The 22,349-nt window shown below is 71.2% G+C and carries 19 protein-coding genes; 10 read left to right on the top strand and 9 right to left on the bottom strand.

Going from position 1 to position 22,349, the window contains the following annotated elements:
* Window positions 1-88: 88 nt before the first annotated feature.
* On the bottom strand, window positions 89-2,614 hold the full coding sequence (locus tag ACZ7L9_RS07675; protein WP_471413400.1) for a sensor histidine kinase: 2,526 nt from the start codon (window positions 2,612-2,614) through the stop codon (window positions 89-91).
* 289 nt (window positions 2,615-2,903) lie between these two features.
* Between ACZ7L9_RS07675 and ACZ7L9_RS07670 the strand changes: the two genes are divergently transcribed.
* Complete coding sequence (locus ACZ7L9_RS07670; RefSeq protein ID WP_471413398.1) at window positions 2,904-4,103, top strand: C40 family peptidase; 1,200 nt, start codon at window positions 2,904-2,906, stop codon at window positions 4,101-4,103.
* 81 nt (window positions 4,104-4,184) lie between these two features.
* Here the strand turns inward: ACZ7L9_RS07670 and ACZ7L9_RS07665 are convergent, their stop codons facing one another.
* From ACZ7L9_RS07665 to ACZ7L9_RS07645, 5 genes are read right to left on the bottom strand one after another with little or no spacing between them, the layout of a single operon-like run.
* The gene (locus tag ACZ7L9_RS07665; protein WP_471413397.1) at window positions 4,185-5,432 is read right to left on the bottom strand and encodes a styrene monooxygenase/indole monooxygenase family protein; all 1,248 of its coding nucleotides are present in this window, start codon (window positions 5,430-5,432) and stop codon (window positions 4,185-4,187) included.
* Between the two features lie 54 nt (window positions 5,433-5,486).
* Complete coding sequence (locus ACZ7L9_RS07660; protein WP_471413396.1) at window positions 5,487-6,137, bottom strand: GTP-binding protein; 651 nt, start codon at window positions 6,135-6,137, stop codon at window positions 5,487-5,489.
* Window positions 6,118-6,531 (bottom strand): DUF742 domain-containing protein, encoded by a 414-nt coding sequence (locus tag ACZ7L9_RS07655; RefSeq protein WP_266748527.1) that lies wholly within the window; start codon window positions 6,529-6,531, stop codon window positions 6,118-6,120. The genes ACZ7L9_RS07660 and ACZ7L9_RS07655 overlap by 20 nt, the downstream gene beginning before the upstream one ends.
* On the bottom strand, window positions 6,528-7,010 hold the full coding sequence (locus ACZ7L9_RS07650; RefSeq protein WP_389983482.1) for a roadblock/LC7 domain-containing protein: 483 nt from the start codon (window positions 7,008-7,010) through the stop codon (window positions 6,528-6,530). Before ACZ7L9_RS07650 ends, ACZ7L9_RS07655 begins: the two co-directional genes overlap by 4 nt.
* On the bottom strand, window positions 7,007-9,871 hold the full coding sequence (locus ACZ7L9_RS07645) for a sensor histidine kinase (protein WP_471413395.1): 2,865 nt from the start codon (window positions 9,869-9,871) through the stop codon (window positions 7,007-7,009). The genes ACZ7L9_RS07650 and ACZ7L9_RS07645 overlap by 4 nt, the downstream gene beginning before the upstream one ends.
* A 366-nt stretch (window positions 9,872-10,237) precedes the next feature.
* Between ACZ7L9_RS07645 and ACZ7L9_RS07640 the strand changes: the two genes are divergently transcribed.
* The gene (locus tag ACZ7L9_RS07640; protein WP_471413393.1) at window positions 10,238-11,023 is read left to right on the top strand and encodes a hypothetical protein; all 786 of its coding nucleotides are present in this window, start codon (window positions 10,238-10,240) and stop codon (window positions 11,021-11,023) included.
* A gap of 65 nt (window positions 11,024-11,088) precedes the next feature.
* Here the strand turns inward: ACZ7L9_RS07640 and ACZ7L9_RS07635 are convergent, their stop codons facing one another.
* Window positions 11,089-11,586 (bottom strand): MarR family winged helix-turn-helix transcriptional regulator, encoded by a 498-nt coding sequence (locus tag ACZ7L9_RS07635; protein ID WP_471413391.1) that lies wholly within the window; start codon window positions 11,584-11,586, stop codon window positions 11,089-11,091.
* Window positions 11,587-11,812: 226 nt separating this feature from the next.
* Between ACZ7L9_RS07635 and ACZ7L9_RS07630 the strand changes: the two genes are divergently transcribed.
* Window positions 11,813-12,670: a lysozyme gene (locus tag ACZ7L9_RS07630; protein WP_471413390.1), complete on the top strand. Its 858-nt coding sequence runs from the start codon at window positions 11,813-11,815 to the stop codon at window positions 12,668-12,670.
* A 228-nt stretch (window positions 12,671-12,898) separates the two neighbouring features.
* Window positions 12,899-13,657 carry a polysaccharide deacetylase family protein gene (locus ACZ7L9_RS07625; RefSeq protein ID WP_471413498.1) on the top strand — a complete coding sequence of 253 codons (759 nt, stop codon included), beginning with the start codon at window positions 12,899-12,901 and terminating at the stop codon, window positions 13,655-13,657.
* A gap of 119 nt (window positions 13,658-13,776) precedes the next feature.
* On the opposite strand, the gene lon is transcribed toward ACZ7L9_RS07625, so the two are convergent.
* On the bottom strand, window positions 13,777-16,209 hold the full coding sequence (lon, locus tag ACZ7L9_RS07620) for an endopeptidase La (protein ID WP_471413389.1): 2,433 nt from the start codon (window positions 16,207-16,209) through the stop codon (window positions 13,777-13,779).
* Window positions 16,210-16,246: 37 nt separating this feature from the next.
* Entirely contained in the window at window positions 16,247-17,056 is an 810-nt protein-coding gene (locus ACZ7L9_RS07615; RefSeq protein ID WP_471413387.1) for a rhomboid-like protein, read from the bottom strand.
* A gap of 128 nt (window positions 17,057-17,184) precedes the next feature.
* Between ACZ7L9_RS07615 and ACZ7L9_RS07610 the strand changes: the two genes are divergently transcribed.
* From ACZ7L9_RS07610 to ACZ7L9_RS07585, 6 genes are all read left to right on the top strand, one after another.
* A complete protein-coding gene (locus ACZ7L9_RS07610; RefSeq protein ID WP_471413386.1) occupies window positions 17,185-17,790 on the top strand; it encodes an RNA polymerase sigma factor in 606 nt (201 codons plus the stop codon).
* Window positions 17,787-18,737, top strand: coding sequence for a zf-HC2 domain-containing protein (locus ACZ7L9_RS07605; RefSeq protein WP_471413384.1), 951 nt, complete (start codon window positions 17,787-17,789; stop codon window positions 18,735-18,737). Before ACZ7L9_RS07610 ends, ACZ7L9_RS07605 begins: the two co-directional genes overlap by 4 nt.
* 10 nt (window positions 18,738-18,747) lie before the next feature.
* Window positions 18,748-19,548 (top strand): ABC transporter ATP-binding protein, encoded by an 801-nt coding sequence (locus tag ACZ7L9_RS07600; RefSeq protein ID WP_471413382.1) that lies wholly within the window; start codon window positions 18,748-18,750, stop codon window positions 19,546-19,548.
* Window positions 19,545-20,846 (top strand): hypothetical protein, encoded by a 1,302-nt coding sequence (locus ACZ7L9_RS07595; protein WP_471413381.1) that lies wholly within the window; start codon window positions 19,545-19,547, stop codon window positions 20,844-20,846. The genes ACZ7L9_RS07600 and ACZ7L9_RS07595 overlap by 4 nt, the downstream gene beginning before the upstream one ends.
* The gene (locus tag ACZ7L9_RS07590; protein WP_471413380.1) at window positions 20,843-21,472 is read left to right on the top strand and encodes a hypothetical protein; all 630 of its coding nucleotides are present in this window, start codon (window positions 20,843-20,845) and stop codon (window positions 21,470-21,472) included. Before ACZ7L9_RS07595 ends, ACZ7L9_RS07590 begins: the two co-directional genes overlap by 4 nt.
* Window positions 21,473-21,611: 139 nt before the next feature.
* Window positions 21,612-22,334 (top strand): spermidine synthase family protein, encoded by a 723-nt coding sequence (locus ACZ7L9_RS07585; protein ID WP_471413379.1) that lies wholly within the window; start codon window positions 21,612-21,614, stop codon window positions 22,332-22,334.
* The last annotated feature ends 15 nt before the right edge of the window (window positions 22,335-22,349 follow it).

Raw genomic sequence — 22,349 nt, 5'->3', positions numbered from 1 at the left:
GATGGCTCGCTTTTGACGCTATATCAGTTCGCTTCGGGAGTGGCCTGATTCCCCGCGGGCCGATCAGGTGAACGTGGAGCGTGGGGATTCACCCGGCATGGCCTGACGTCGCGCCGCCGCCGGGCGCGGCGCTGGGAAGAGTGAGCGCCACCGAGAAGGCGGCCCCGCCGTCCTCGGTGGTCGTCTCCAGGGCGCCGTTCATGGCTTCGGTGAGGTCGCGCGACAGCCGCAGAGCCAGACTGTCACTCCTGGTACTCGATGCCCTGGTGGCGGCTGTGCCCGGCTCCGGGCCCGGGCCGTGCCTCCCGTCCTTCACCTGGATCACCAGGCGGTCGCCCCGGGCCTCGGCGGTGAAGACGGGGGGCCGGTCCGGCGGGCTGTGCCGCAGTGCGTCGGCCCCGAGTGCGGTCAGGGCACGGGTGAGGAGCGCGGCGTCGGCGATCACGTCAGGCAACTGTTCCGGCAGGCGCAGAACGATCGAGTGGCCACCGGGCCCGAGGTCGTCCAAGGCGGCACCCAGTGCCTCGTTGAGGTCGACCGGGCGAAGGTAGAGGTCGAGGGCCCCGGCATGCAGACGGCTCAGATCATCGAGATCGGTGACCAACTGCGCCGCCCGGTACACGGCCGCGCGGGCCGCATCCAGAAGCTGCGCCTCCTCGGGAACCGGCTCGTCGGCTCGCCCACGCCGCAAGCGCTGGAGCGCCTCCTCGGCGGCGCGCAATGGAGCACGCAGATCGCGGCCTGCTGCCAGAAGCAGAGATGCCCGGGTGCGTTCGGCGGCTGCGAGAGCGTCCGTGGCACCGCCGCTCCGGACCATACGCCCCCGGTCGTGGACCAGCCCCAGTTCGGCTGCGCACGCCGCGAGGACGCGTAGGTCCTCCGTACTCAGTCCTTTGCCGCGGGCGGCCAGCGTGAGGTTGTCGTCGACCGGGCTTTCCACATCCGCCTCGTAGGGCTTTTCCGGCGGCCGTTCCCCGGCGCTGGCGACCACGTACCAGCGGGGCACGGGGGACGCTCTGGGATCCCTTTCGAGCAGGCTGATCGCTCCGAGGCCGAAGTTCTCCCGGATCTGCTCCACCAGTGCCGGCAGCTCCTGGCCACGCATCATGGCGGTGGCCAGGCGGCTCAACGCCTTCGCCTCCGATGTCGCGCGTACGGCCTGATGCGTGCGCTGTGCGGCTCTTCCGGCTGCCGTGCCGACGAGAGCGGCCGTGGCGATGAAGACCACGAGCGCGGCGATCTCGTCGGCGCGCTCGATGGCCAGCGAGTGCACCGGTGCCGTGAAGTAGTAATCGGCGAGCAGCGCCGCCAAAACCGCGGCGAACAGCGCGGGGTAGAGACCGCCGACCAGGGCGGCCCCGACCACGGCAAGCAAATAGATCACCAGGTCACCGGCGAGGCCGAGGTGTCCACGAAGCGCGGTCAGCAGGAGCGTCAGTACGGGCAGCAGCACCACGGCGCCGACCAGCGCGGTCCAGTACCGCCGGGGGCCCGTGCCACGACTCGGCCGCGGAAGCATCGGCACAGCGGTCCCTGCCGCCTCCTCATGGGTGACGATGTGCACGTCGATGGGGCCGGACCGCTTGACCGTCCGCTCTCCCACGCCTGCTCTCAGAAGGGAGGCGAGACGGCCGCGTCGGCTCGCGCCCAGCACGATCTGAGTGACGTTCTCCGCCTCGGCGAACTGGAGCAAGGCATCGGCAACCTCCTCGCCCGTGGTCTGGTGGTAGCTGCCGCCGAGCGACTCCAGAAGGGTGCGCTGCGCATTCAGTACAGCCGGGTCAACGCCGGTGATCCCGTCCTCCGGGACCACGTGGAGGGCCAGCAGCTCGGTGCCGGGCGTACGGGCGCTGATCCGCGCGGCGCGGCGGATGAGCGTCTCGCCCTCAGGGCCACCGCTCAGGGTCACCAGAATCCGTTCCCGGGTCTCCCAGGGAACGGAGATGCCGTGTTCGGCCCGGTAGCGCTGCAACCCCTCCTCCACCCGGTCGGCGAGCCACAGCAAGGCAAGTTCCCGCAGCGCGGTCAGGTTGCCGACCCGGAAGTAGTGCGTGAGGGCGGATTCGATTCGGTCCGGTGGGTAGATGTCGCCGTGCACCATACGGCGGCGCAGCACCTCGGGCGGCAGATCGACCAGCTCGATCTGATCGGCGCGACGCGCCACCTCGTCAGGCAGAGTCTCGCGCTGCCTGACCCCGGTGATCTGCCGGACCACGTCATTGAGGGATTCCAGGTGCTGGACGTTGAGCGTGGTGACGACGTCGATGCCGACGTCGAGGAGCTCCTCGACGTCCTGCCACCGCTTGGCATTGCGGGCCCCCGGAACATTGGAGTGGGCCAGCTCGTCCACCAGCGCGACCTGAGGGCGGCGGGCCAGCACCGCGTCCGGATCCATCTCGGAGAACGCCGCACCACGATGGGCCAAAGTACGCCGGGGAATCGTCTCCAGACCGTCGGCCATGGCCGCGGTCACCCGACGCCCATGCGGCTCGACGAAGCCCACGACGACATCCGCCCCCAGTGAACGCAGCCGCTGCCCCTCCGCGAGCATGGCGTACGTCTTCCCGACCCCGGGGGCCGCCCCGAGGTAGATCCGCAGCTGTCCACGTGCCACCGGCGAACTCCTGGCAGGTACTCCATGTCGTGCTCGCGCCTTACCATGGTGCGCCGCAGCGAGGCTGCCTCGCCACCCGTTACGAGAAGGCCGCCACCCGTCCCTGATCCGCCGGACAGGCCATAGCCGAAGCCCTCGGCTTCCGCACCCGCTCACCGCCTTCCGGGCGAATCCGTCTGTGGCCACACCGCTGGGTTCTTGAATCTCCTGACACCGAGTGACCGTATTGATTCGTTGCGCTCACTCATGGGGTAGTTCCGTGATTCGCCCCGTCGCCGGAGGTGATGTCGTGTCAGGCGGAGTCCTGCGCGTGGTCTGCACCGCGGCGCTGGCCACGATCGTCGTAGCCTGGCCGGCAGCCGCCGCACCCGTGGAGCCGGGGCCGGAGGCGAGCGGTGCCGCGAAGCCGCCCGTCGCGCCCACGGCCCCTCCCGCCCCGGCCCCCGGGCCAGCGGGCAAGAGCGTCGCACCGTTGCTGACCGAGATGCAGAAGTTGTACCAGCAGGCCGAGGAGGCCACCGAGGCGTACAACGGGACCGCGGCGGAGCTGAAGAAGCGTACGGCGCAGGCGAAGAAGCTCAGTGCCTCGCTCGCCACCGCCCGCGTCGCGCTGGCCGGCAGTCGGGACGCGGCGGGGGAGCTGGCCCGGGAGCAGTACCAGGGGCAGTCGGACTTCTCGTCGTACGTGCGGCTGCTGCTGGCCCCCGATCCCGAGCACTTCCTGGACCAGGAGCACGTGATCCGGCGGGCGGCGGCCGGGCGGGCGGCGACCGTGGAGCGACTCGCCGCTGCGGAGAAGCGCGCGGACGAGCTGGCGACCGAGTCGCGCAAGGTGCTGGACCGGCAGCAGGTGCTGGCCACGAAGCGGAAGAAGCAGCGGGACGCCGTGCAGTCGCGGCTCAAGGCCGTCGAGGCGAAGCTGGCCAAGCTCTCCGCCGCTCGGCTCGCCGAGCTGTCCCGGCTGGAGCAGCAGGGCGCGGCGAAGGCCCAGGGCGCACTGGTCGCCTCGGGCGCGCTGTCCTCGGTCAGGCCGCCGTCCCGGGCAGGCGACGAAGCGGTGAAGTACGCGATCGGGCAGGTCGGCAAGCCGTACGTGTGGGGCGCGGAGGGACCGGACTCGTTCGACTGCTCGGGGCTCACCTCGCAGGCCTGGGCGAAGGCGGGCCGGGTCATTCCGCGGACCTCGCAGGAGCAGTGGCGGCAGCTGCCGAGGGTGCCGCTGAACGCGCTGCGCCCGGGTGACCTGGTGGTCTACTTCCCGAAGGCCACCCATGTGGCGCTGTACATCGGCAACGGTCTGGTGGTGCAGGCACCCCGGCCGGGCGCGCAGGTGAAGGTCTCGCCGCTGGCGTCGAACCCGCTGTTGGGCGCCGTACGGCCGGATCCGCAGGGCGTGTCGCTGTCCGCGTACGAGGCGCCGCAGCTTCCGCAGGGGGCGTCCGCGGGATCGGACGCGGGGTACAGCTCGTCCTCGGCACCCGGGAAGTAGTCCCCGGGCCGCGAGGGCCGCATATGGCAGCCGGGCCGAGCGCCGTCTGGTTCCCTACGGCACTCGGCCCGTTTGCCGCGGTCAGGCGGCCGACGCGGCGCCGGACGCCTCGGCGAGGTACGCGTTGGCCTTCTCGGGGTCGAAGAAGAAGTTCTCGAAGTCCGCCGGGTTGTTGAAGCCGTTGGCGAAGCGGTCGGCGACCGGCTGGAGCTGGCCGGCGGCGCCGATCAGGTTCAGCACGTGCTCCGGCGGTACGCCGAGCATCGCGTTGGTCCACTTCACGACGTGCTGCGTGTTCTCCCAGTGCCGGTCGAACGTGGCCTGCATCCACTCCGCGTCGAACTCGCGGTCGCCGTGCTCGATGATCGAGTTCAGGTAGGAGTTCGCACACTTGGAGGCCGTGTTGGAGCCCTGGCCGGTGACCGGGTCGTTGGCGACGACCACGTCCCCCACGCCGAGGACCAGCCCGCCGCTGGGCAGCCGGCCGATCGGCTTGCGGACGGTCGGGGCGTAACGGCCCGCCAGGGTGCCGTTGGCATCCGTCAGTTCGACCTTGGTGGCGCGGGCGTACTCCCACGGCAGGAACCGCTCCATGAGCTCCAGCGTCTTGGCGAGGTGCTCGGAGGGGTCCTTGATGCCCTGGAACGCGTCGAGCGGGCCGCCGGGGATGCCCTCCCAGAACAGGATGTCGGCGCGGCCGGACGTGGTCAGGGTCGGCATCACGAAGAGCTCGCCGACGCCGGGGACCAGGTTGCAGCGGACCGCGTCGAACTCGGGGTGTTCGGGGCGCGGACCCATTCCGTGCACGTACGCGACGGCCAGGGCGCGCTGCGGGGCGTCGAACGGCGAACGGGACGCGTCCCGGCCGAACATGGAGACCAGCTCCCCCTTGCCCGCGGAGACCATCACCAGGTCGTACGTACGGGAGAAGTAGTCCAGGTCGGAGACGGCGGCACCGTGGATGACGAGCTGTCCGCCGCGCTGGGCGAAGGTCTCCATCCAGCCGGCCATCTTCACGCGCTGGTCGATGGACTGGGCGAAGCCGTCCAGCTTGCCGACCCAGTCGACGGCGCGCGAGGAGTCGGGCGCGGCGACCGAGACGCCGAGGCCCTCGATGCGCGGGGCCTGGGACTCCCAGAAGTTGAGCTGGTAGTCACGCTCGTACTGGAGCGCGGTGTGGAACATGCACTGGGTCGACATGACCCGGCCGGACCGGATCTCGTCGGCGGTGCGGTTGGACATCAGGGTGACTTCGTACCCCTTGGACTGCAGTCCGAGGGCGAGCTGGAGACCGGACTGACCGGCTCCGACTATGAGTATCTTCCGCATCGCGGTTCTCCGTTACGTGTTACGTGCGAGCCAGGAGGGCGCTGAAGAGCCCTCCTATGCCGGGGTGGCGTCGAGGGCGTGGCCCACCAGGGCCAGCAGCGACTCGACAACGGTGATCTTGTTTCGCGCGTCCATGATCACAACAGGCACCTGCGGCGGGACAGTCAGGGCCTCCCGGACGTCCTCCGGCTCGAACCCCGGTGTTCCCTCGAAGTGGTTGACGGCGACGATGTACGGCAGGCCGCAGCTCTCGAAGTAGTCGAGTGCGGGGAAGCAGTCGGCGAGCCGCCGGGTGTCCGCGAGCACGACCGCGCCGATCGCGCCGCGCACCAGGTCGTCCCACATGAACCAGAAGCGCTGCTGGCCCGGTGTGCCGAACACGTACAGCACGAGGTCGTCGTCGAGCGTGAGTCGGCCGAAGTCCATCGCGACGGTCGTGGTGAGCTTGTCGGGCGTCGCGGAGAGATCGTCGGTCTCTTCGCTGGCCTGGGTCATCATCGCTTCGGTCTGCAGCGGGGTGATCTCGGAGACGGACCCCACGAAGGTCGTCTTGCCCACGCCGAACCCGCCCGCGACCACGATCTTCGTGGCGATGGGGGCCCTGGTGTGGTCCAACTGCCAGGCCTGCAGCGATTCTTCGGCCTGGTCCCGGGCTCCCGGCTGGCGCGGGGCGAAGAGCGGCGACTCAGAGACGGCGGAGTCCATTGAGCACCCTTTCGAGCAGTGCGCGGTCGGGCTGGCCGGTGCCGTGACCGGTCCCGTACACGCGGATCTTTCCCTGGTCGGCCAAGTCGCTGATCAGCACCCGTACCACGCCGAGCGGCATCTTCAGCAGGGCGGAGATCTCCGCGACCGTACGCATCCGGCGGCAGATCTCGACGATGGCCTGAAGCTCCGGCATGACCCGGGTGGTCAGGTTGCCGTTGGTCAGCTCGCGGCGCTCCTCGGGCGCTTCGAGCGCGGCGACGAACGTCTCGACGAGCAGGACGTGGCCGAATCGGGTGCGACCGCCGGTGAGTGAGTACGGGCGGACCCGTGCGGGCCTTCGGTCGGACCCGCGGACGGGTAGCCTGCGGGCGGGTTCAGCAGCGGGCGTCACTGGGTGCTCTCCATCGATTTGCGCAATTCACTGCGGAGTTCGGGGGTGAGTACGTGTCCGGCTCGGCCGACGAAGAGCGCCATGTGGTACGCGATGACGCTCATGTCGCAGTCCGGGGTGGCGTGCACACCGAGCAGCGAGCCGTCGCTGATCGACATGACGAAGACGCTGCCCTCGTCCATGGCGACCATGGTCTGCTTGACGCCGCCGCCGTCCATCAGTTTGGCGGCGCCGACGGTGAGGCTGCCGATGCCGGAGACGATGGTGGCCAGGTCGGCGCTGGAGCCCCTGGGGCCGTCCTGCCGACCGGTGGCCTCGTGGGTGATCAGATGGCCGGGGTCGGAGGAGAGCAGCATCAGTCCGTCGGACGAGACGACGGTGACCGAGTGGACCCCTGGCACCTCCTCCACCAGATTGCTCAGCAACCAGTGAAGGTTCCGGGCTTCGGTACTCAGCCCGAATGTGCTGGGCGCAGTCAACTGCGTGCCTCCTCGACTGTGTCCCCCGTCTCATCGGTCCGGCCGTCGTTGCGCTCGGCCGGGTCACTGTGCTCGGTATGCGCCGGGCGCCCGGCGTGAGCCGCGGCCGCGGGGAACGGCTGGGTCGCCGTGATCTCGGCGATCTCCGCTTCGACGTCCCGGCGGCCGTTCTTGGCACCCTGGTGGAAGCCGCCGAGCCGACGGCGCAGCGCCTCCTTGTCCAGGCTGCCTTTGCGCTCCGCGCTGGATGCCGTGGTGGGCTTGACGACCTTGGGGGTGCGCTTGGGCAGCCCCTTGTCCGTGATGCGCTCCTGCGGCTCCGCCGTGCGGGGGCCGGGCAGGGCGTCGGCGACGGGAGCGGGGGCCGGGGACTCGTCGGCGGTGCGCTCGTGGCGGTCGGGACCGATGGTGTACGGGTCGGGAGCCCTGAACTCGGGGACGTCGGCGAACTCCGGCACCACCGGGAGCCGGACCTGCATCGTGGTCTCGGCCTCGGCCTCGGTGGGGGCGTTGTCCACCGCGTGCCCGGGCTCGGAGACGGGCTCGAAATCGGGCTCGGAAACGGCCGCCCCGGACTCGCGGATCGTCTGCTCGGCCGCGGCGATCAGCGGGTCGCCGGGCAGGGCGAGCGTGCGCGTCGGCAGCGCGTTGGAGTTGGCCTCGGCGACCGATCCCGGAAGGTTCAGCGCGGTCGAGTCGCCGGGGACCTTCAGCGGTGGCGGCGTGGCGGCCGGTGGCGCCTTCGGCAGCAGGGCCGGGGGCAGGACGACGACCGCGGTGACCCCGCTGCCGTTGTGGTCACGCAGCTGGACGCGTACGCCGTGGCGCGCGGCCAGCAGCGAGGTGACCTGGAGGCCGAGCCCGGCGCCGGGCGCCCCCTTGTCGTCCCGCTCCCCCGCGTCGAACAAGGTGGGGTCGCCGAGCCGGGTGTTGAGCTCGCTCATCCGTACGGCCGACATCCCGATGCCCTCGTCCTGGACGGAGAGCATCACCTCGCCGGTCTCCAGCAGCCAGCCGGAGAGCTGGACATGGGAGTCCGGCGGGGAGAAGGAGGTTGCGTTCTCCAGGAGTTCGGCGACGAGGTGGCTGAGGTCGTCGGCGGCGAAGCCGGCGATCTGGGCGTGCGGCGGCAGGGACTGGATGGTGACCCGCTCGTACCGCTCGATCTCGGAGACGGCCGCGCGCAACACGTCGACCAGCGGGATCGGGCCCGCGTGCCCGTGCCCGTGCTCGGCGCCCGCGAGGACCAGCATGTTCTCGCTGTGCCGGCGCATGACCGTGGCCATGTGGTCGAGCTTGAACAGGGTGTCCAGCCGCTCCGGGTCGTGCTCGCGCTCCTCCAGGTTCTCGATGACACCGAGCTGGCGCTCGACGAGGCCGAGGGTGCGCAGCGAGAGGTTGACGAAGGTGTGGTGGACCGTGTTCTTCAGCCGCTCCAGCTGGGCGGTGAGGTCGGACGCCATGACCTGGAGTTCGGCACGCTGGAGAGTGAGCGCCTCGCGTCCGGCGATCAGCTCGCCGCGCTCGGTCTCCAGGCTCTCGAAGCGGCCGTTGAACTCGTGGAGCAGTCCGTGCAGCTTGCCGTGCAGGGCGTTGATGGACCGTACGACCTGGGCGAACTCGTCGTTGCGGCCGGTGTAGCGGACCGGTTCGGCGTTGTCGGGCTCCGCGACGAGGCGGGCGGCGCCGATCCGCAGGACGGCGAGCGGCTGGGTGAGGGTGCGGGCGACGGCGGTGGAGACGCCGACGGCGATCAGCAGGCAGCCGCCGAGCAGCGCGATCCGCAGCTCGAGCGCGGTGACGTCGTCGTCGCGGAGCTGCTCCAGGTGCTGGACCTGCGCGGTGCCGAGGGCGGACTCGACGCCCCGCATCCGGTCGATCCGGGCGGAGAGGGCCGCCTCGACCTTCTTGCTGCTGGTCCGCTGGTCGGACTCGGACAGCTCGGGGCGGTCGGTGAGGGAGTTGAGGTACTTCTCCGCGCTGTTGACCTCGGGCCCGGTGACGGTGGACGACAGCTTGTCGCGGGCGGTGGAGCCCGCGGCCTGGTCGAAGTCGGCGAGCGAGGCGAGTTCGCGGACCCGGGCCTGCTGGGCGGCTGCGCTCAGCTCGTCACGGGTGCGGTCGTCCTTGCTGCTGCCCTGGTCCTGGGTCGGAACGGGCAGTCCGGTGATCGGGTCGGTCTGCGGGTTCGCAGTGGTACGGGGTACCGCGAGCGCGGCGAGGAGCAGTCCGCGGGTGGCGGAGGCCTGCTCGGTGGCCCGGCCGAGAGCGAGCGGGGCGCGGGTGGCCTCGGCGGCGCGCGGCGGGGTCTTCTCGGCGAGTTCGTCGGCGAGGTCCTGGAGCTTGGCGATGATCTCGGAGTACGCCTGATGGGCGGCCAGCGCCGTGCCCTTGCCGCTGAGCGCGTCGCGGCGCAGGGAGGGGATGGTGGAGAGGTCGCGGCGCAGCGCGGCCGGGGCCGCGTCCCTGATCTCGTCCACCCGCTGGTCGACGCGGGCGCTCCGGCTGCCGGGGTCGCCCTTGCCCTCGCCCGCCGGGCCGGACTCCTCGTCACGGCCGGCCGCGATGTACGCGGTGACTTCGTCACGTTCGTCGGCGAGGGCGTGGGCCAGCGCGACGGCCTGCTGGTTCAGCTCGGCGAGGGTGACCAGCCGCTGCGAGTCCTTCAGCTCGGCGGAGGCGCTGAGGGCCGCGGGCGCGCCCGCGGCGATGACGGTGATACCGACGACCGCGACACCGGCGACCAGCCGGCTGCGTACCCGCACCGTGCGCCGGGTGCGCTCGCTCCCGGCGGGCGCCGGAGGCGTCACCCCGGAACCGCTGTTTCTACTGCCCTTGCTCCGAGGCCGCTTCTTCTGCACCGGTGCTCGCAATCTTGACTCGTCCGCCCTTGAAGCAGAGGTGACGCACGGTCACATATGAACGAGCGCCCCCGACCGCTGGTACGGCTTCTGACCATTCCAGTGCTTTTGAGAGGGGGGCGCGCATCAACCACTCCGCCACCTGAACGAGTGAACATCACTCCGGAGTTGACGAACAAGTCTCCCCTCGGAACGCGCTCGGCACACCTGGCCCGTCGGCTGGAACTTCCGCCCGGGCTTTGGCAGGATGCCCGCCCGCATGCCGTACGGAGCCATTCCTTCCGCTCCCGACATCCGCCTGACCTGCCGGTACAGGCCGACACCGGACGGTGCAGGGCTCGTGAAGGCGTCGTGCAGACTGGCTGTATGCGCATGGAACTCGCGACCGCCCCCGGCACCCCCGAACGCCCGAACGAGGACTGGGCCGCGACCGCCCTACCCGCTTCCGGCCAGGGCGGGGCGCTGGTCCTGCTCGACGGCGTGACCCCGCCACCGGGTGACGACGGTTGTGTGCACTCGGTCCCCTGGTTCACCACACGACTGGGTGGCTCACTGGTCGAACTGTCTGGTTCGCGACGGGATCTGACCCTCCAGGAGATACTGGCCGAGTCCATTCGACGCACCGCCGGCGCACACCGCTCCACATGTGACCTTTCTCACGTGCGGACGCCACAGGCGACGGTCGTCATGGCGCGCTGGGACGAACGCGAGGTCGAACACCTGGTGCTCTCCGATTCCGTACTGCTGCTCGAAGCTCCGGACGGGACCGTGCACCCCCTCCTCGACGACCGGCTGGACCGCCTGCCGCCGGGCTCGCTGGCCAGTGACGCGATCGCCGACGCCACGGTGCGGAACAAGGAGGGCGGCTTCTTCACGGCCGCCGCCGATCCCGCCGTGGCGGCCCGCGCGGTCACCGGACGCACCCCGCTCGACCGGGTGCGGGCGTTGGCCGCGATGACCGACGGGGCGGCCCGCTGGACGGAGATGTTCCACGAGGGCGACTGGGCGGACTGCCTCGGGGTGCTCCACAAGGAGGGGACTCAGGGGCTGATCGGCCGGGTCAGGGCGCTGGAGGACGCAGACACGGAACGTACGTTTCTGCGCCGCGGCAAGACGCATGACGACGCGACGGCGGTCTACGCGCTGCTGTGACGGGGACGGGCCCGGGGCGGGAGTTGGAGCCTGGCCGGGGCCGGAGCCCGAGCCGGGGCCGGGCGTCAGTCCTCCGCGCGGGCGTTCAAGTGGTGCAGCAGCCGAGCCAGTTCGGCCACCTCGGCCCGGTCCCAGTCGGCGAGCTTGCGCACATAACGGTCGCGGCGGGCGTCGCGGACGCTGCGGTAGCGGGCCAGCCCCTCGGCGGTGAGGTGGACGAGAAAGGCCCGGCCGTCGGCCGGATCGGGCTCGCGTGCCACCAGTCCGAGGTTCTCCAGGGCCCGCAGTTGACGGCTCATCGTCGCCTTGCCGACCCCGAAGTAGGCTGCCAGATCGGTGGCCCGCTGCTGCCCGGCCGACTCCAGCCGTACGAGAAGTCCGTAGGCGGCGGACTCCAGTTCGGGGTGGACCTCGCGCGCCATTTCGCCGGAGTTGGCCCGCGCCCGGCGCAGAAAGACGGCCAACTCCCGCTCCAGGGCAAGGAATGCGTGGTCCACACCACTTTCTCCGGTCGCGCCGGGTTCACTACCGCTTTCGCTCCCGTGCACGTCAACACCCCTCATGAGCTTTCCTGCCGCTGAAAGTTTCTTTCGCCGCCGGTTCATCGCCGCAGCTCGGCCAGTATTTCGCAGGCGTAGACCAACGGCAGCGCCAAGGCCCCCTTCCGCAGCACGGGTCTACGTGCGTAGCGTCATGCATGGCATGTTCACACCATGTCATCCCGACAGGGGTACTCCCCGTGCCCCTGGGATCAGCGCGTCCCCCCACCAAGGCCTCGGAGGCACTCACATGCCCGTGCTCAGATCCGCTTCCAGAACTTCCCGTCGCTCGCGCTTCGCTGCCGCCGGGACTCTGCTCGCCGCCCTCTCCCTCCTCCTCACCCTGCCCGGCGCGGCGAGCGCCGCGGGCACCCACGACGCCGCCGCGGCGGCCAAGAAGCCCGCCCGGGGCACGGCCACCATGGGCATGGGCGTCGTCGCCCATGACGGCCGGGGCGGACTGCCGGCCGAAACCCTGGTCGCCCAGACCGAAGGCGTGGACGTCAGCGGCTGGCAGGGCAACGTCGACTGGGCGACCCTCTGGAACAGCGGCGTGAAGTGGGCCTACACCAAGGCGACCGAGGGGACGTACTACACGAACCCCTACTTCGCCCAGCAGTACAACGGCTCGTACAACGTAGGCATGATCCGGGGCTCGTACCACTTCGCGACCCCCGACACCACGAGCGGCGCCACCCAGGCCAACTACTTCGTGGACCACGGGGGCGGCTGGTCGCGGGACGGCAAGACGCTGCCCGGCGTCCTGGACATCGAGTGGAACCCGTACGGCGCCCAGTGCTACGGCAAGACCCAGGCCGGCATGGTGTCCTGGATCCGTGACTTCGTGAACACCTACAAGGCTCGCACCGGACGCGACGCGGTCATCTACACCTCGACCAGCTGGTGGCAGAGCTGCACCGGCAACAACGCGAGCTTCGGCACCACCAACCCGCTGTGGGTGGCCCGCTACAACTCCACGGTCGGCGAACTCCCGGCCGGCTGGGGCTACTACACGATGTGGCAGTACACCGAGTCCGGCCCGTACGTGGGCGACCACAACCACTTCAACGGTGCCCTCGACCGCGTACAGGCGCTCGCCAACGGCTGAGCCCGCCCCGCCGCGCCCGCGCCGGTCACCCCGCCGCACGGCCGAGCCCCCGGTGACGCACCCAGTCACCGGGGGCTCCACCCCGTTCACGCCCCTGACCGGGTACTTCACCTTCCGAGCCGACACCGAAGCCCCCTATGCACTCGGTGTATACCTCGTATGTATAGTCCTTCCCTGCCGCACATCACGTGCCTTGGTTCAGCGACGGAGGAGTGACCCGCCTTGCCCATGAAGACGAAGTCGATCAGTACGGGGTTGGCCGCCGCCCTTGTGACGGCACTCACCCTGATGCTGAGCGGCTGCTCCATGCAGACCACCGCGCCGGCCTCGGCGCGCGGCGACGCGGGCTCCGACGCCAAGGGCTCCTTCGGCCCGGTGGACTGCCGCAAGGCGAAGTGCATAGCCCTGACCTTCGACGCGGGACCGGGCGAGGACACCCCGCATCTGCTAGACATCCTCAAGGAGAAGAAGGTGCACGCGACCTTCTTCCTGCTCGGCAAGAACCACGTCAAGAAGTACCCCGACACCGTGCGCAGGCTTGCCGCCGAAGGGCACGAGGTGGCCAACCACACCTGGACGCACCAGATCCTGACGGACAGGAAGCCCGCCGAGATACGCGCCGAGCTGGAGAAGACGCAGGACGCGATAGCGGAGATCACCGGAAAGAAGCCGCGTCTGATGCGCCCGCCGCAGGGCCGCACCGACGACACCGTCTCCGACATCAGCAAGGACCTGGGACTCTCCCAGGTGCTGTGGAGCGCCACCGCCAAGGACTACTCCACGAACGACTCGGCGCTGATCACGAAGCGCATCCTGGACCAGGCGAGCAAGGACGGCGTCATCCTGCTGCACGACATCTACAAGGGGACGGTACCCGCCGTGCCCGGCATCATCGACGCGCTGAAGAAGCAGGGCTACACCTTCGTCACCGTCCCCCAGCTGATGGCACCCGCCGAGCCGGTCCCGGGGACCGTCTACCGCCCCTGACCCGCGCTTCCCGGCCCCGTACGGCCGGACCGCGGGAACGGCCCGCCCACCCGTTGCCGGGAGGGCGGGCCGTCCGTACCGGTCGCGCACGTGGTGCCACGTCCGTCACGCCGTGACGCCTACGCCGCAGCCGGGATCCTCTCCTCGGGCCTGGCCGCGGAGGCCGGGGCGAGGGCGATCTCCAGCACCTGGCGCGCATCCGTCACGGGGTGGACCTCAAGGGTGTCCAGGACCTCGGCCGGGACATCGTCCAGGTCCGCCTCGTTCCGCTTCGGGATCACCACGGTGGTGATCCCGGCCCGGTGCGCGGCCAGCAGCTTCTGCTTCAGGCCGCCGATCGGCAACACCCTTCCGGTCAGCGAGACTTCACCGGTCATCGCCACATCCGTACGGACCAGCCGTCCGGAGAGCAGCGAGGCCAGCGCCGTCGTCATCGTGATGCCGGCGCTCGGGCCGTCCTTGGGGACCGCGCCCGCCGGGAAGTGGATGTGCACGCCGCGGTCCTTCAGATCCGCGACCGGCAGCTCCAGCTCCGCGCCGTGCGACCGCAGGAAGCTCAGCGCGATCTGCGCGGACTCCTTCATGACGTCGCCGAGCTGACCGGTGAGGGTCAGTCCGGACCCCCCGGTCTCCGGGTCGGCGAGCGACGCCTCCACGAACAGCACATCGCCACCCGCACCGGTCACCGCGAGGCCGGTGGCAACGCCCGGCACCGCGGTGCGGCGCTCGGCCGGGTCCTGGGCGGACTCGGGGACGTGGTGCGGCCGTCCGATCAGACCGCGCAGATCCGCCTCGGTGACCGTGAACGGAAGCTTCCGCTCGCCCAGTTCGTGCTGGGCCGCGACCTTGCGGAGCAGCCGGGCGACGGCCCGCTCCAGGTTCCGTACGCCCGCCTCGCGGGTGTACTCGCCCGCCAGCTTGCGCAGGGCGGACTCGTCGAGCGTCACCTCGTCCTTCGCCAGGCCGGCCCGCTCCAGCTGACGCGGGAGCAGGTGGTCACGGGCGATGACGACCTTCTCGTCCTCGGTGTAGCCGTCGAGCCTGACCAGCTCCATCCGGTCGAGCAGCGCCTCCGGGATGGCTTCGAGCACATTGGCCGTCGCCAGGAAGACGACGTCGCTGAGGTCGAGTTCGACCTCCAGGTAGTGGTCGCGGAAGGTGTGGTTCTGCGCCGGGTCGAGGACTTCGAGCAGCGCGGCCGCCGGGTCGCCCCGGAAGTCGGAGCCGACCTTGTCGATCTCGTCGAGCAGGACGACCGGGTTCATCGAACCGGCCTCCTTGATGGCCCGGACGATACGTCCCGGCAGGGCACCGACGTACGTACGCCGGTGGCCGCGGATCTCCGCCTCGTCCCGCACCCCGCCGAGCGCGACACGGACGAACTTGCGGCCCATGGCGTGCGCGACGGATTCACCGAGCGAGGTCTTGCCGACACCCGGAGGCCCCACGAGCGCCAGCACGGCACCGCCGCGCCGCCCGCCGACGACGCCCAGGCCGCGGTCGGCACGCCGCTTGCGGACCGCCAGGTACTCGGTGATCCGCTCCTTCACGTCCTGCAGGCCCGCGTGCTCGGCGTCGAGGATCTCCTGGGCGCCGCGGATGTCGTACGCGTCCTCGGTCCGTTCCGTCCACGGCAGTTCGAGGACGGTGTCGAGCCAGGTCCTGATCCAGGAGCCCTCGGGGCTCTGGTCGGAGGAGCGCTCAAGCTTGTCGACCTCCTTGAGCGCGGCCTCGCGGACGTGCTCGGGAAGGTCGGCGGCCTCGACGCGCGCCCGGTAGTCGTCGGATTCGTCTGCGCCGGAGCCAGGTCCGCCGTTGAGCTCGGCAAGCTCCTTGCGTACGGCCTCGAGCTGGCGCCGCAGCAGGAATTCGCGCTGCTGCTTGTCGACGCCCTCCTGGACGTCCTTGGCGATGGACTCGGCGACGTCCTGCTCGGCGAGGTGTTCACCGAGCCACTGGATGGCGAGCTTCAGCCGGGCGACCGCGTCGACGGTCTCCAGGAGCTGCACCTTCTGGGCGGTGGTGAGGAAGGGTGAGTAACCGGAATTGTCGGCGAGCGCGGAGATGTCCTCGATCTGCTGGACCCGGTCCACGACCTGCCAGGCGCCGCGCTTCTTCAGCCAGCTGGTGGCGAGTGCCTTGTACTCCTTGACCAGCTCGGCGGCGGCTCCGGGGAGCGGGGCGGGGACGGCCTCGTCGATTCGTGTGCCCTCCACCCAGAGCGCCCCGCCCGGTCCGCTGGTCCCGGCTCCGATCCGTACCCGGCCACGGCCGCGGATGAGCGCGCCCGGATCCCCGTCCGAAAGCCGTCCGACCTGCTCGACAGTGCCGATGACACCGGTGCCGGTGTACGTCCCGTCGACCCGTGGCACAAGCAGCACCTCGGGTTTGCCGCCGCCCTCGCGGGCTGCGGCCTGTGCGGCTTCCACGGCGGCGCGTACATCGGTGTCGGACAGGTCCAGAGGCACCACCATCCCGGGCAGCACGACCTCGTCGTCTAGCGGCAACACGGGTAGGGCGAGCGGAGTGACCGCATTGGACTCGGTAGCCATGATCTCCCCTTCGGCAGTCAAGTTGAGCTATCCAGACTCAATGCTTGTGAGCCGCGCGTTGTTCCCCGGAGTGTGTTCGCTGTGAGCGATCAACTGGACGCTGTGCGCACGCCTGGCAGTCGGCGCTGCGCAGCAGCGGCCAGCAGGCCACGCCGAGCAGCAGCGCCAGTGGATGCCCCCAGTCGGTGAGGGGGCTGCTGAGCTCGAACAGATCACGGAGCAGCATCGCGCCGACCCCACCGAGCACCAGCACCCGCGGCCAAGGCGTGAGCAGCCCGGCGAGCGCACCCACGCTCGCCATCAGCCCGAAGCTGATGCCGTAGTCGAGCCGGTGCAGCGAGGACTCCGGCAGATGACCGGCCACCACCGACAGCCCGACCGGGATCTCCGTGGCGAGCGTCGCCACGACGTGGCCGAGCAGGAACACCCCGGCGGTGCGCCATCCGCCGATGCGGCGTTCCAGTGCGGTCAGCACGAGAGCGAAGCCGAAGACGTACGGGGAGCTGAGCCCACCGACGACCCACAACGCGCTGGTGGCCAGGACGAGCAGCGGGGTATCGCCGAGATGCGCGACATCCGTGCTCGATTCGCGCAGCATGGCGGAGACGGTGGCCGGATCGGCGTACTCCATGAAGAGGGACGTGGCGACGAGCACCAGCAGATACCCGAAGGTGAACGGGGTACTCAGGGGTGTCGGCAGCAGCCGCAGCCACCGGCGGGCTTCACGGGTCCTGCGGACCGCAGGAGCGGCGCTCTCGCCCGTACGGCGCTGCCGCGGTTCGGCGTCGAGCAGTGGCGCCGCGCGGTGTTCTTCCCGAACCGCCCTGTCCGTAGCCTGATGCACCACGCGAGGCCCCTTTCCGCACAAGCCCCCCGGACAATGTCCCACCCTCCGCGATCGTCCCCCACACCGTCCATGACCTGAGCCACATGAGACGTATGAACCGACCCGGGCCCGGTGCCCGATAGAGGGGTGTGAGTTTGTTGCGCCCCTCGGGGGAGGACCGAAATGACGACGACGCCCTGCTGCGCGCCGTCGCACAGGGGGATACGGCGGCCCTGGCGACGCTCTACGACCGGCACGCGGGCTGGCTGCTCGCCCGGCTGAACAGACGGTGCCCGGACCCCGAGACCGTACGGGAAGTCCTCCAGGACACCTTCGTGACCGCCTGGCGCTCCGCCGGTTCGCACCGCGGTACGCGGATCGGCGGCTGGCTCTGGGTGATCGCCTCTCGCCGGCTGGTGGACGCCCAGCGGGTCCGTGCCCGCACCGATCTCGCCGCACAGGCCGAGCGGGCCGGGAGCAAGGAGTGGGCGGCCGTGGCGCCGTCCGCCGAGGAGCGGGTGCTGGCCGATCTGGAGTACGGGGATGTGGGCGCCGCGCTCGACCGGATCTCGCCCGAGCTGCGCGAGGTCCTGCGCGCGACGGTCATCGACGGACTCACGACCCGCGAGACGGCCCGGCTCCTCGGCATACCCGAAGGCACGGTCAAGACCCGGGCGATGCGGGCCAGACGCGAGCTGCGCGCCGCGCTGGAACTACTGGCGCCGGAAGCCGGACCGCTGGGAGGCACGGCATGAGGAACGGCAGCGGACTGCCCCACTGGCACGTGGGCGACGAACTGGCCGGACGGTACGCCTCCGGTTCGGCGGCGGAGACGGACGCCTGGTCCCTGGAGAAGCACGTGGAGACGTGCGAGGGGTGCGCGGCACGGGTCTCCGCGGCGGTACGGGCGCGGCGGGAGTCGGCGGCACTGCTGGACGGGGTGCGGGCGGGGGTGCTGGCCGCGGTCGCGTCGCAGGTGCGTCCGGAGAGGGTGCCCGTCCGGGGCGACACGGAAGTTCCGGGCAGGAGGCCCGCCCCGAACCGTCGCGTCCGGTTCCCCGTCTCCGCCTCCCGCACCGGGCGTCTGCTGTGGGCCGCCGGGCCAGCGCTGCGTGGTGCGTGGCTGCTGGCGCTGGTGCTGGTGGCCATCGGGGCCCTCGCTCTGGCATACGGGGCCGGGCTCGGCGCCGCCACGCGGCCGCTGCTCCTCGTCATCGCCCCGGTGCTGCCGCTCGCCGGGGTCGTCGTCTCCTACGGACGGCACTCGGACCCGATGCACGAGATCGCCGCCGCCACCCCGTCCGGCGGGCTTCGGCTGCTGCTGACCAGAACCGCCGCGGTGCTCGGCGCGAGCATTCCCGCGCTCACCCTCGCCGGGGCCGCGCTGCCCCCGTCGGCGGGCGGGCCGGGCCCGGCGGCCTGGCTGCTTCCGGGGCTGGCGATGACGCTGGCGTCGCTCGCCCTCGGCTCGTACGTCGGCTGCCGTACCGGCGCCTCGTCCGTAGCCGTGGCGTGGGCGGCCGCCGTGCTCCTGCCCGCTTTCGCCACCTCCTCCGCGCCGGGGATCCCCGCCCCGGCGGCCGAGGCCGCGCGGTACTTCGCGGGGCCCGTCGCACAGGGCGGCTGGGCGGCCGGGGCACTGGGGTGCGCCGTGCTGCTCGCCGTACGCCGTAGATCCTTCGACCATCTGGAGACGTTGTGAGCGTGAACGCATGAGCGACATCACTGCCATGAGCACGGTCACGGTCAGGGAACTGACCGTCCGGCACCGCAGAACGGCCGCGCTCGACGCCGTCGATCTCGATTTCGCTCCCGGTGTGCACGGGCTCCTCGGGCCGAACGGGGCGGGCAAGACCTCACTGATCCGGGTGCTCGCGACGGTCGCCGCGCCGTCCGGCGGCCGGGTGGAGCTGTTCGGCAACGAGGTCGGCGCGCGGTCCGACCACCGCAGCCGGGCGGCGGTCCGGCGCAGGCTCGGCTATCTGCCGCAGGAGTTCGGGTACTACCCGGGCTTCACCGTCCGCGAGTTCGTCGCCTATGTGGCCTGGCTCAAGGAGATGGACGCGGCGGCGGCCCCCGGGGCCGTGGAGCGCGCGGTGGACCGGGTGGGTCTGACCGACCGGATCGACGCCCGGGTGAAGACCCTGTCGGGCGGCATGGTCCGGCGGGTAGGCATCGCCCAGGCGATCGTCAACGATCCGGACCTGCTGCTGCTCGACGAGCCGACCGCCGGTCTCGATCCCGAGCAGCGGGTCGAATTCCGGGCGCTGATACGGGAGCTGGGCGGCACGTCCACCGTGATCGTCTCGACCCACCTGGTCGAGGATGTCGCGGCGGCCTGCACCGATGTGACGCTGATCGAGGCGGGGCGGGTCGCGTACCGGGGTACGCCGCGGGAGCTGACGGCGCTCGGCGGCGAGGACACCGGAGCGGACGGGCCGGACGGCAACCCGATCGAGCGCGGCTACACCGCAGCGCTCCGGGCGCACCGGGCGGCGGTGGCGCACCGATGACCGGCTCCGAAGCACCCGTACGCCTTCCGGCGCACAGCGCGCTGCCGGCCGAGCTCCGGCGCGGGATCGCTCCCTGGACCGGGCTCGCCGTCGCCCTCACCGTCCTCGTTCCGTTGTGGGGCAAGGCGTCCCAGTGGCAGGGCAGCTGGGGGGAGACGCAGAGCCAGGTGCACTCGGCGGCGGCGCTGCTCGGCGGTCCGCTCGTCGCCGCGGCGGCCTGTTGGCAGGGCGGCCGGGAGCATCGCCGCCGCACTGCCGAGCTGCTGCTCTCGGTGCCGCGCGGACGGCTCGCGCAGGTGACGGCGGCCGCCGCGCCGATCGTGCTGTGGGCGGCGGCCGGGTATCTGGTCGCGCTGGCCGCGGCGTTCGCGGCGACCGCCCCGTACACCGGAGCCGGCAGTCCGTCCGTCGCGATCGTCGCCGCGGATCTCGGCTTCCTGCTGTCCATCGGCTTCGTGGGCTTCGTCGTCGGCAGGCTGGTGCGGTGGCGGCTGATCGCGCCGGTGTCGGCGGCGTGCGCGTATGTCGTCCTGGGGTTCCCGGCCTACCTGGACGTGGCAGCCCGATTCCTGAACCCGGCGCAGCAGGTCACCCTGGACGGGTACGCACCGGTGTGGTGGTTCGCCCCGGTCCTGGTGGCGTGGACGGGCGGTATCGCCTGCGCCGTGCTGCTCGGGTACGCGGCGCGGCGGCGCCACCTGGCCGTTGTTCCGCTCGCCCTGGCGATCGCGGCCGGAACGGTGATCGCGCACACGGGCGAGGACCTGTTCCGGGTTGATCCGGCCGTGGCGCGCAGGGTGTGCACGAAGGCCGCCCCCGGCACACCGCAGATCTGCGTGAGAGCCTCCGACGCCCAGGTGCTCCCACAGGTGTCCGAGGCACTGCAGGGGATGTTCTTGCGACTGGACGGCGTGCCGGGAGCACCGCTCGGATACGTGGACAACGGGTCCGGCCCGAAGGACGGCGAAGCCACACTCGCGCTCATCAGTCGTGGCTGGGGCATCACCCGGAACCGGCTGACCGATCCCCACAGGTACGTCCAGGAGACCGCCCTCGGTCTGGTGAACCGCGACTGCTCGGCCGGCACGGACAAGAAGGGCCGGGCAGAGGGCGAGCGGATGGCACGCACGGCTGACGCGGTCATCAGCTGGCTGAGCGGCGAGGACTCGCTGCGGTATCCGAACTCGCCGCATCTCGCCCGCCTCAAGGCCATGCCGGACGCCGAGCGCAAGGTCTGGCTCGGCCGATTCCTGGCCGTCCCGGCGGACTGCACACCCGCGGAGGTCCCGGTCCTGTGAGCCACCGGCCGACCCACGCCGCACCGCCCGTGCCCGTCCTCTATATCCGCTCCCGCGCCCTCCCGCTCACCGCCGTCGCCCTGACCGGCATCGTTCTGGTAGCCGCCGGCGCGGCCCACTGGCTGCAAACCAGGCCGTACTTCGACCACACCGCCCGCATCCCGGTCGTCGTGCTCGCCCCGCTGCTCGCCTCCGCCGCGATCGGCACCAGCCTGCACGCGCAGAGCGACGAGCTGGACCGAACCGCCGTACGCCGCTGGTGGCCGCGCCGGCTGCTGCATCTGCTGATCCTGACCGTGCTGACGACCGGGGCGCTCGCGCTGGCGGTCCCCGGGCACCCGGAGGCGTTCGGCGGGCCGGCCATGGTGCGCAACGCGCTCGGCGCGACCGGAGTGGCCGCGGCCTCCGCCGCGCTGATCGGTGCCCGGCTGAGCTGGCTGCCGATGACGGTCTACGGCGGCGCCGTCTATCTGGCGGCGCCCCACACCCCCGGCGGCGCGGCGGCGATGTGGGCCTGGCCGATGCAGCCGGGACCGCAGGCCGGGGCGTGGGCGGTGGCGCTGACGGCGTACGCGGCCGGGGCGGCCCTCCTCGCGGTGCGCGGCGCACGTCCGGAGAACACGTAACGCGCCGTCGCACGCCCCAGGTCGGACAGAGCGGATCCGACGCATCCGGCAATCCATTGGCCTCCGGCCGCGCCGACCGGCCAGGATGGCGGGGACCGTGTCCGTCAACCGCATCCGTCATCCACCGGAGACCCGCACCATGCCCGAAATCCACGGCCCCGCGTTCCACAGCCCCGTGATCCACGGCCTCGACCCCCTCGCCCCCGTCACGCTCGACCGCCGGGAAGGCCCGTACGGCGAGGTCGTCCTGCGGGAGCGGGGTGACGGCCTCGAGATCATCGCCAACGGATGCTTCCTCATGGACACCTCGGACGGGCGGTCCGAGCGGCTGCTGATCGACGCGGCGCTGGCCGCGCTGCCCGCGGGCCGGACGACGCCGGCGGTGCTCATCGGAGGGCTCGGGGTCGGGTTCTCGCTCGTGCGGGCCGCCGCCGAGCCACGATGGGGGCGGATCACCGTCGTCGAGCGGGAGCAGGCGATCGTGGACTGGCACCGGGAAGGGCCACTGGCGAGGATCTCCGGTGCGGCGCTCGCGGATCCGCGGACCGCGATCCTGACGACGGATCTCGTCGCGTATCTGCGCACGACTACGGACCGTTACGACGCGCTGTGCCTGGACATCGACAACGGGCCGGACTGGACCGTCACCGAGGACAACACGAGCCTGTACTCCCCCGCCGGTCTCGCGGACTGCCGGGAGCGGCTGACCCCGGGCGGCGTTCTCGCGGTGTGGTCCGCACAGCCGTCCGCCGACTTCGAACAAGCCTTGCGGAATGCCGGATTCAGTGGGGTAAGAACCGAAGAGATCCGTGTTGCCCGAGGTGTTCCCGACGTGGTGCATCTCGCACTTCGGACAGACTGAGAGCCCCCACCGGGT

The sequence above is a fragment of the Streptomyces sp. NPDC111516 genome, assembly GCF_055635345.1.
Note: the sequence above shows the minus strand (reverse complement) of the source record. Positions and strands in the feature narration are given on the sequence as shown.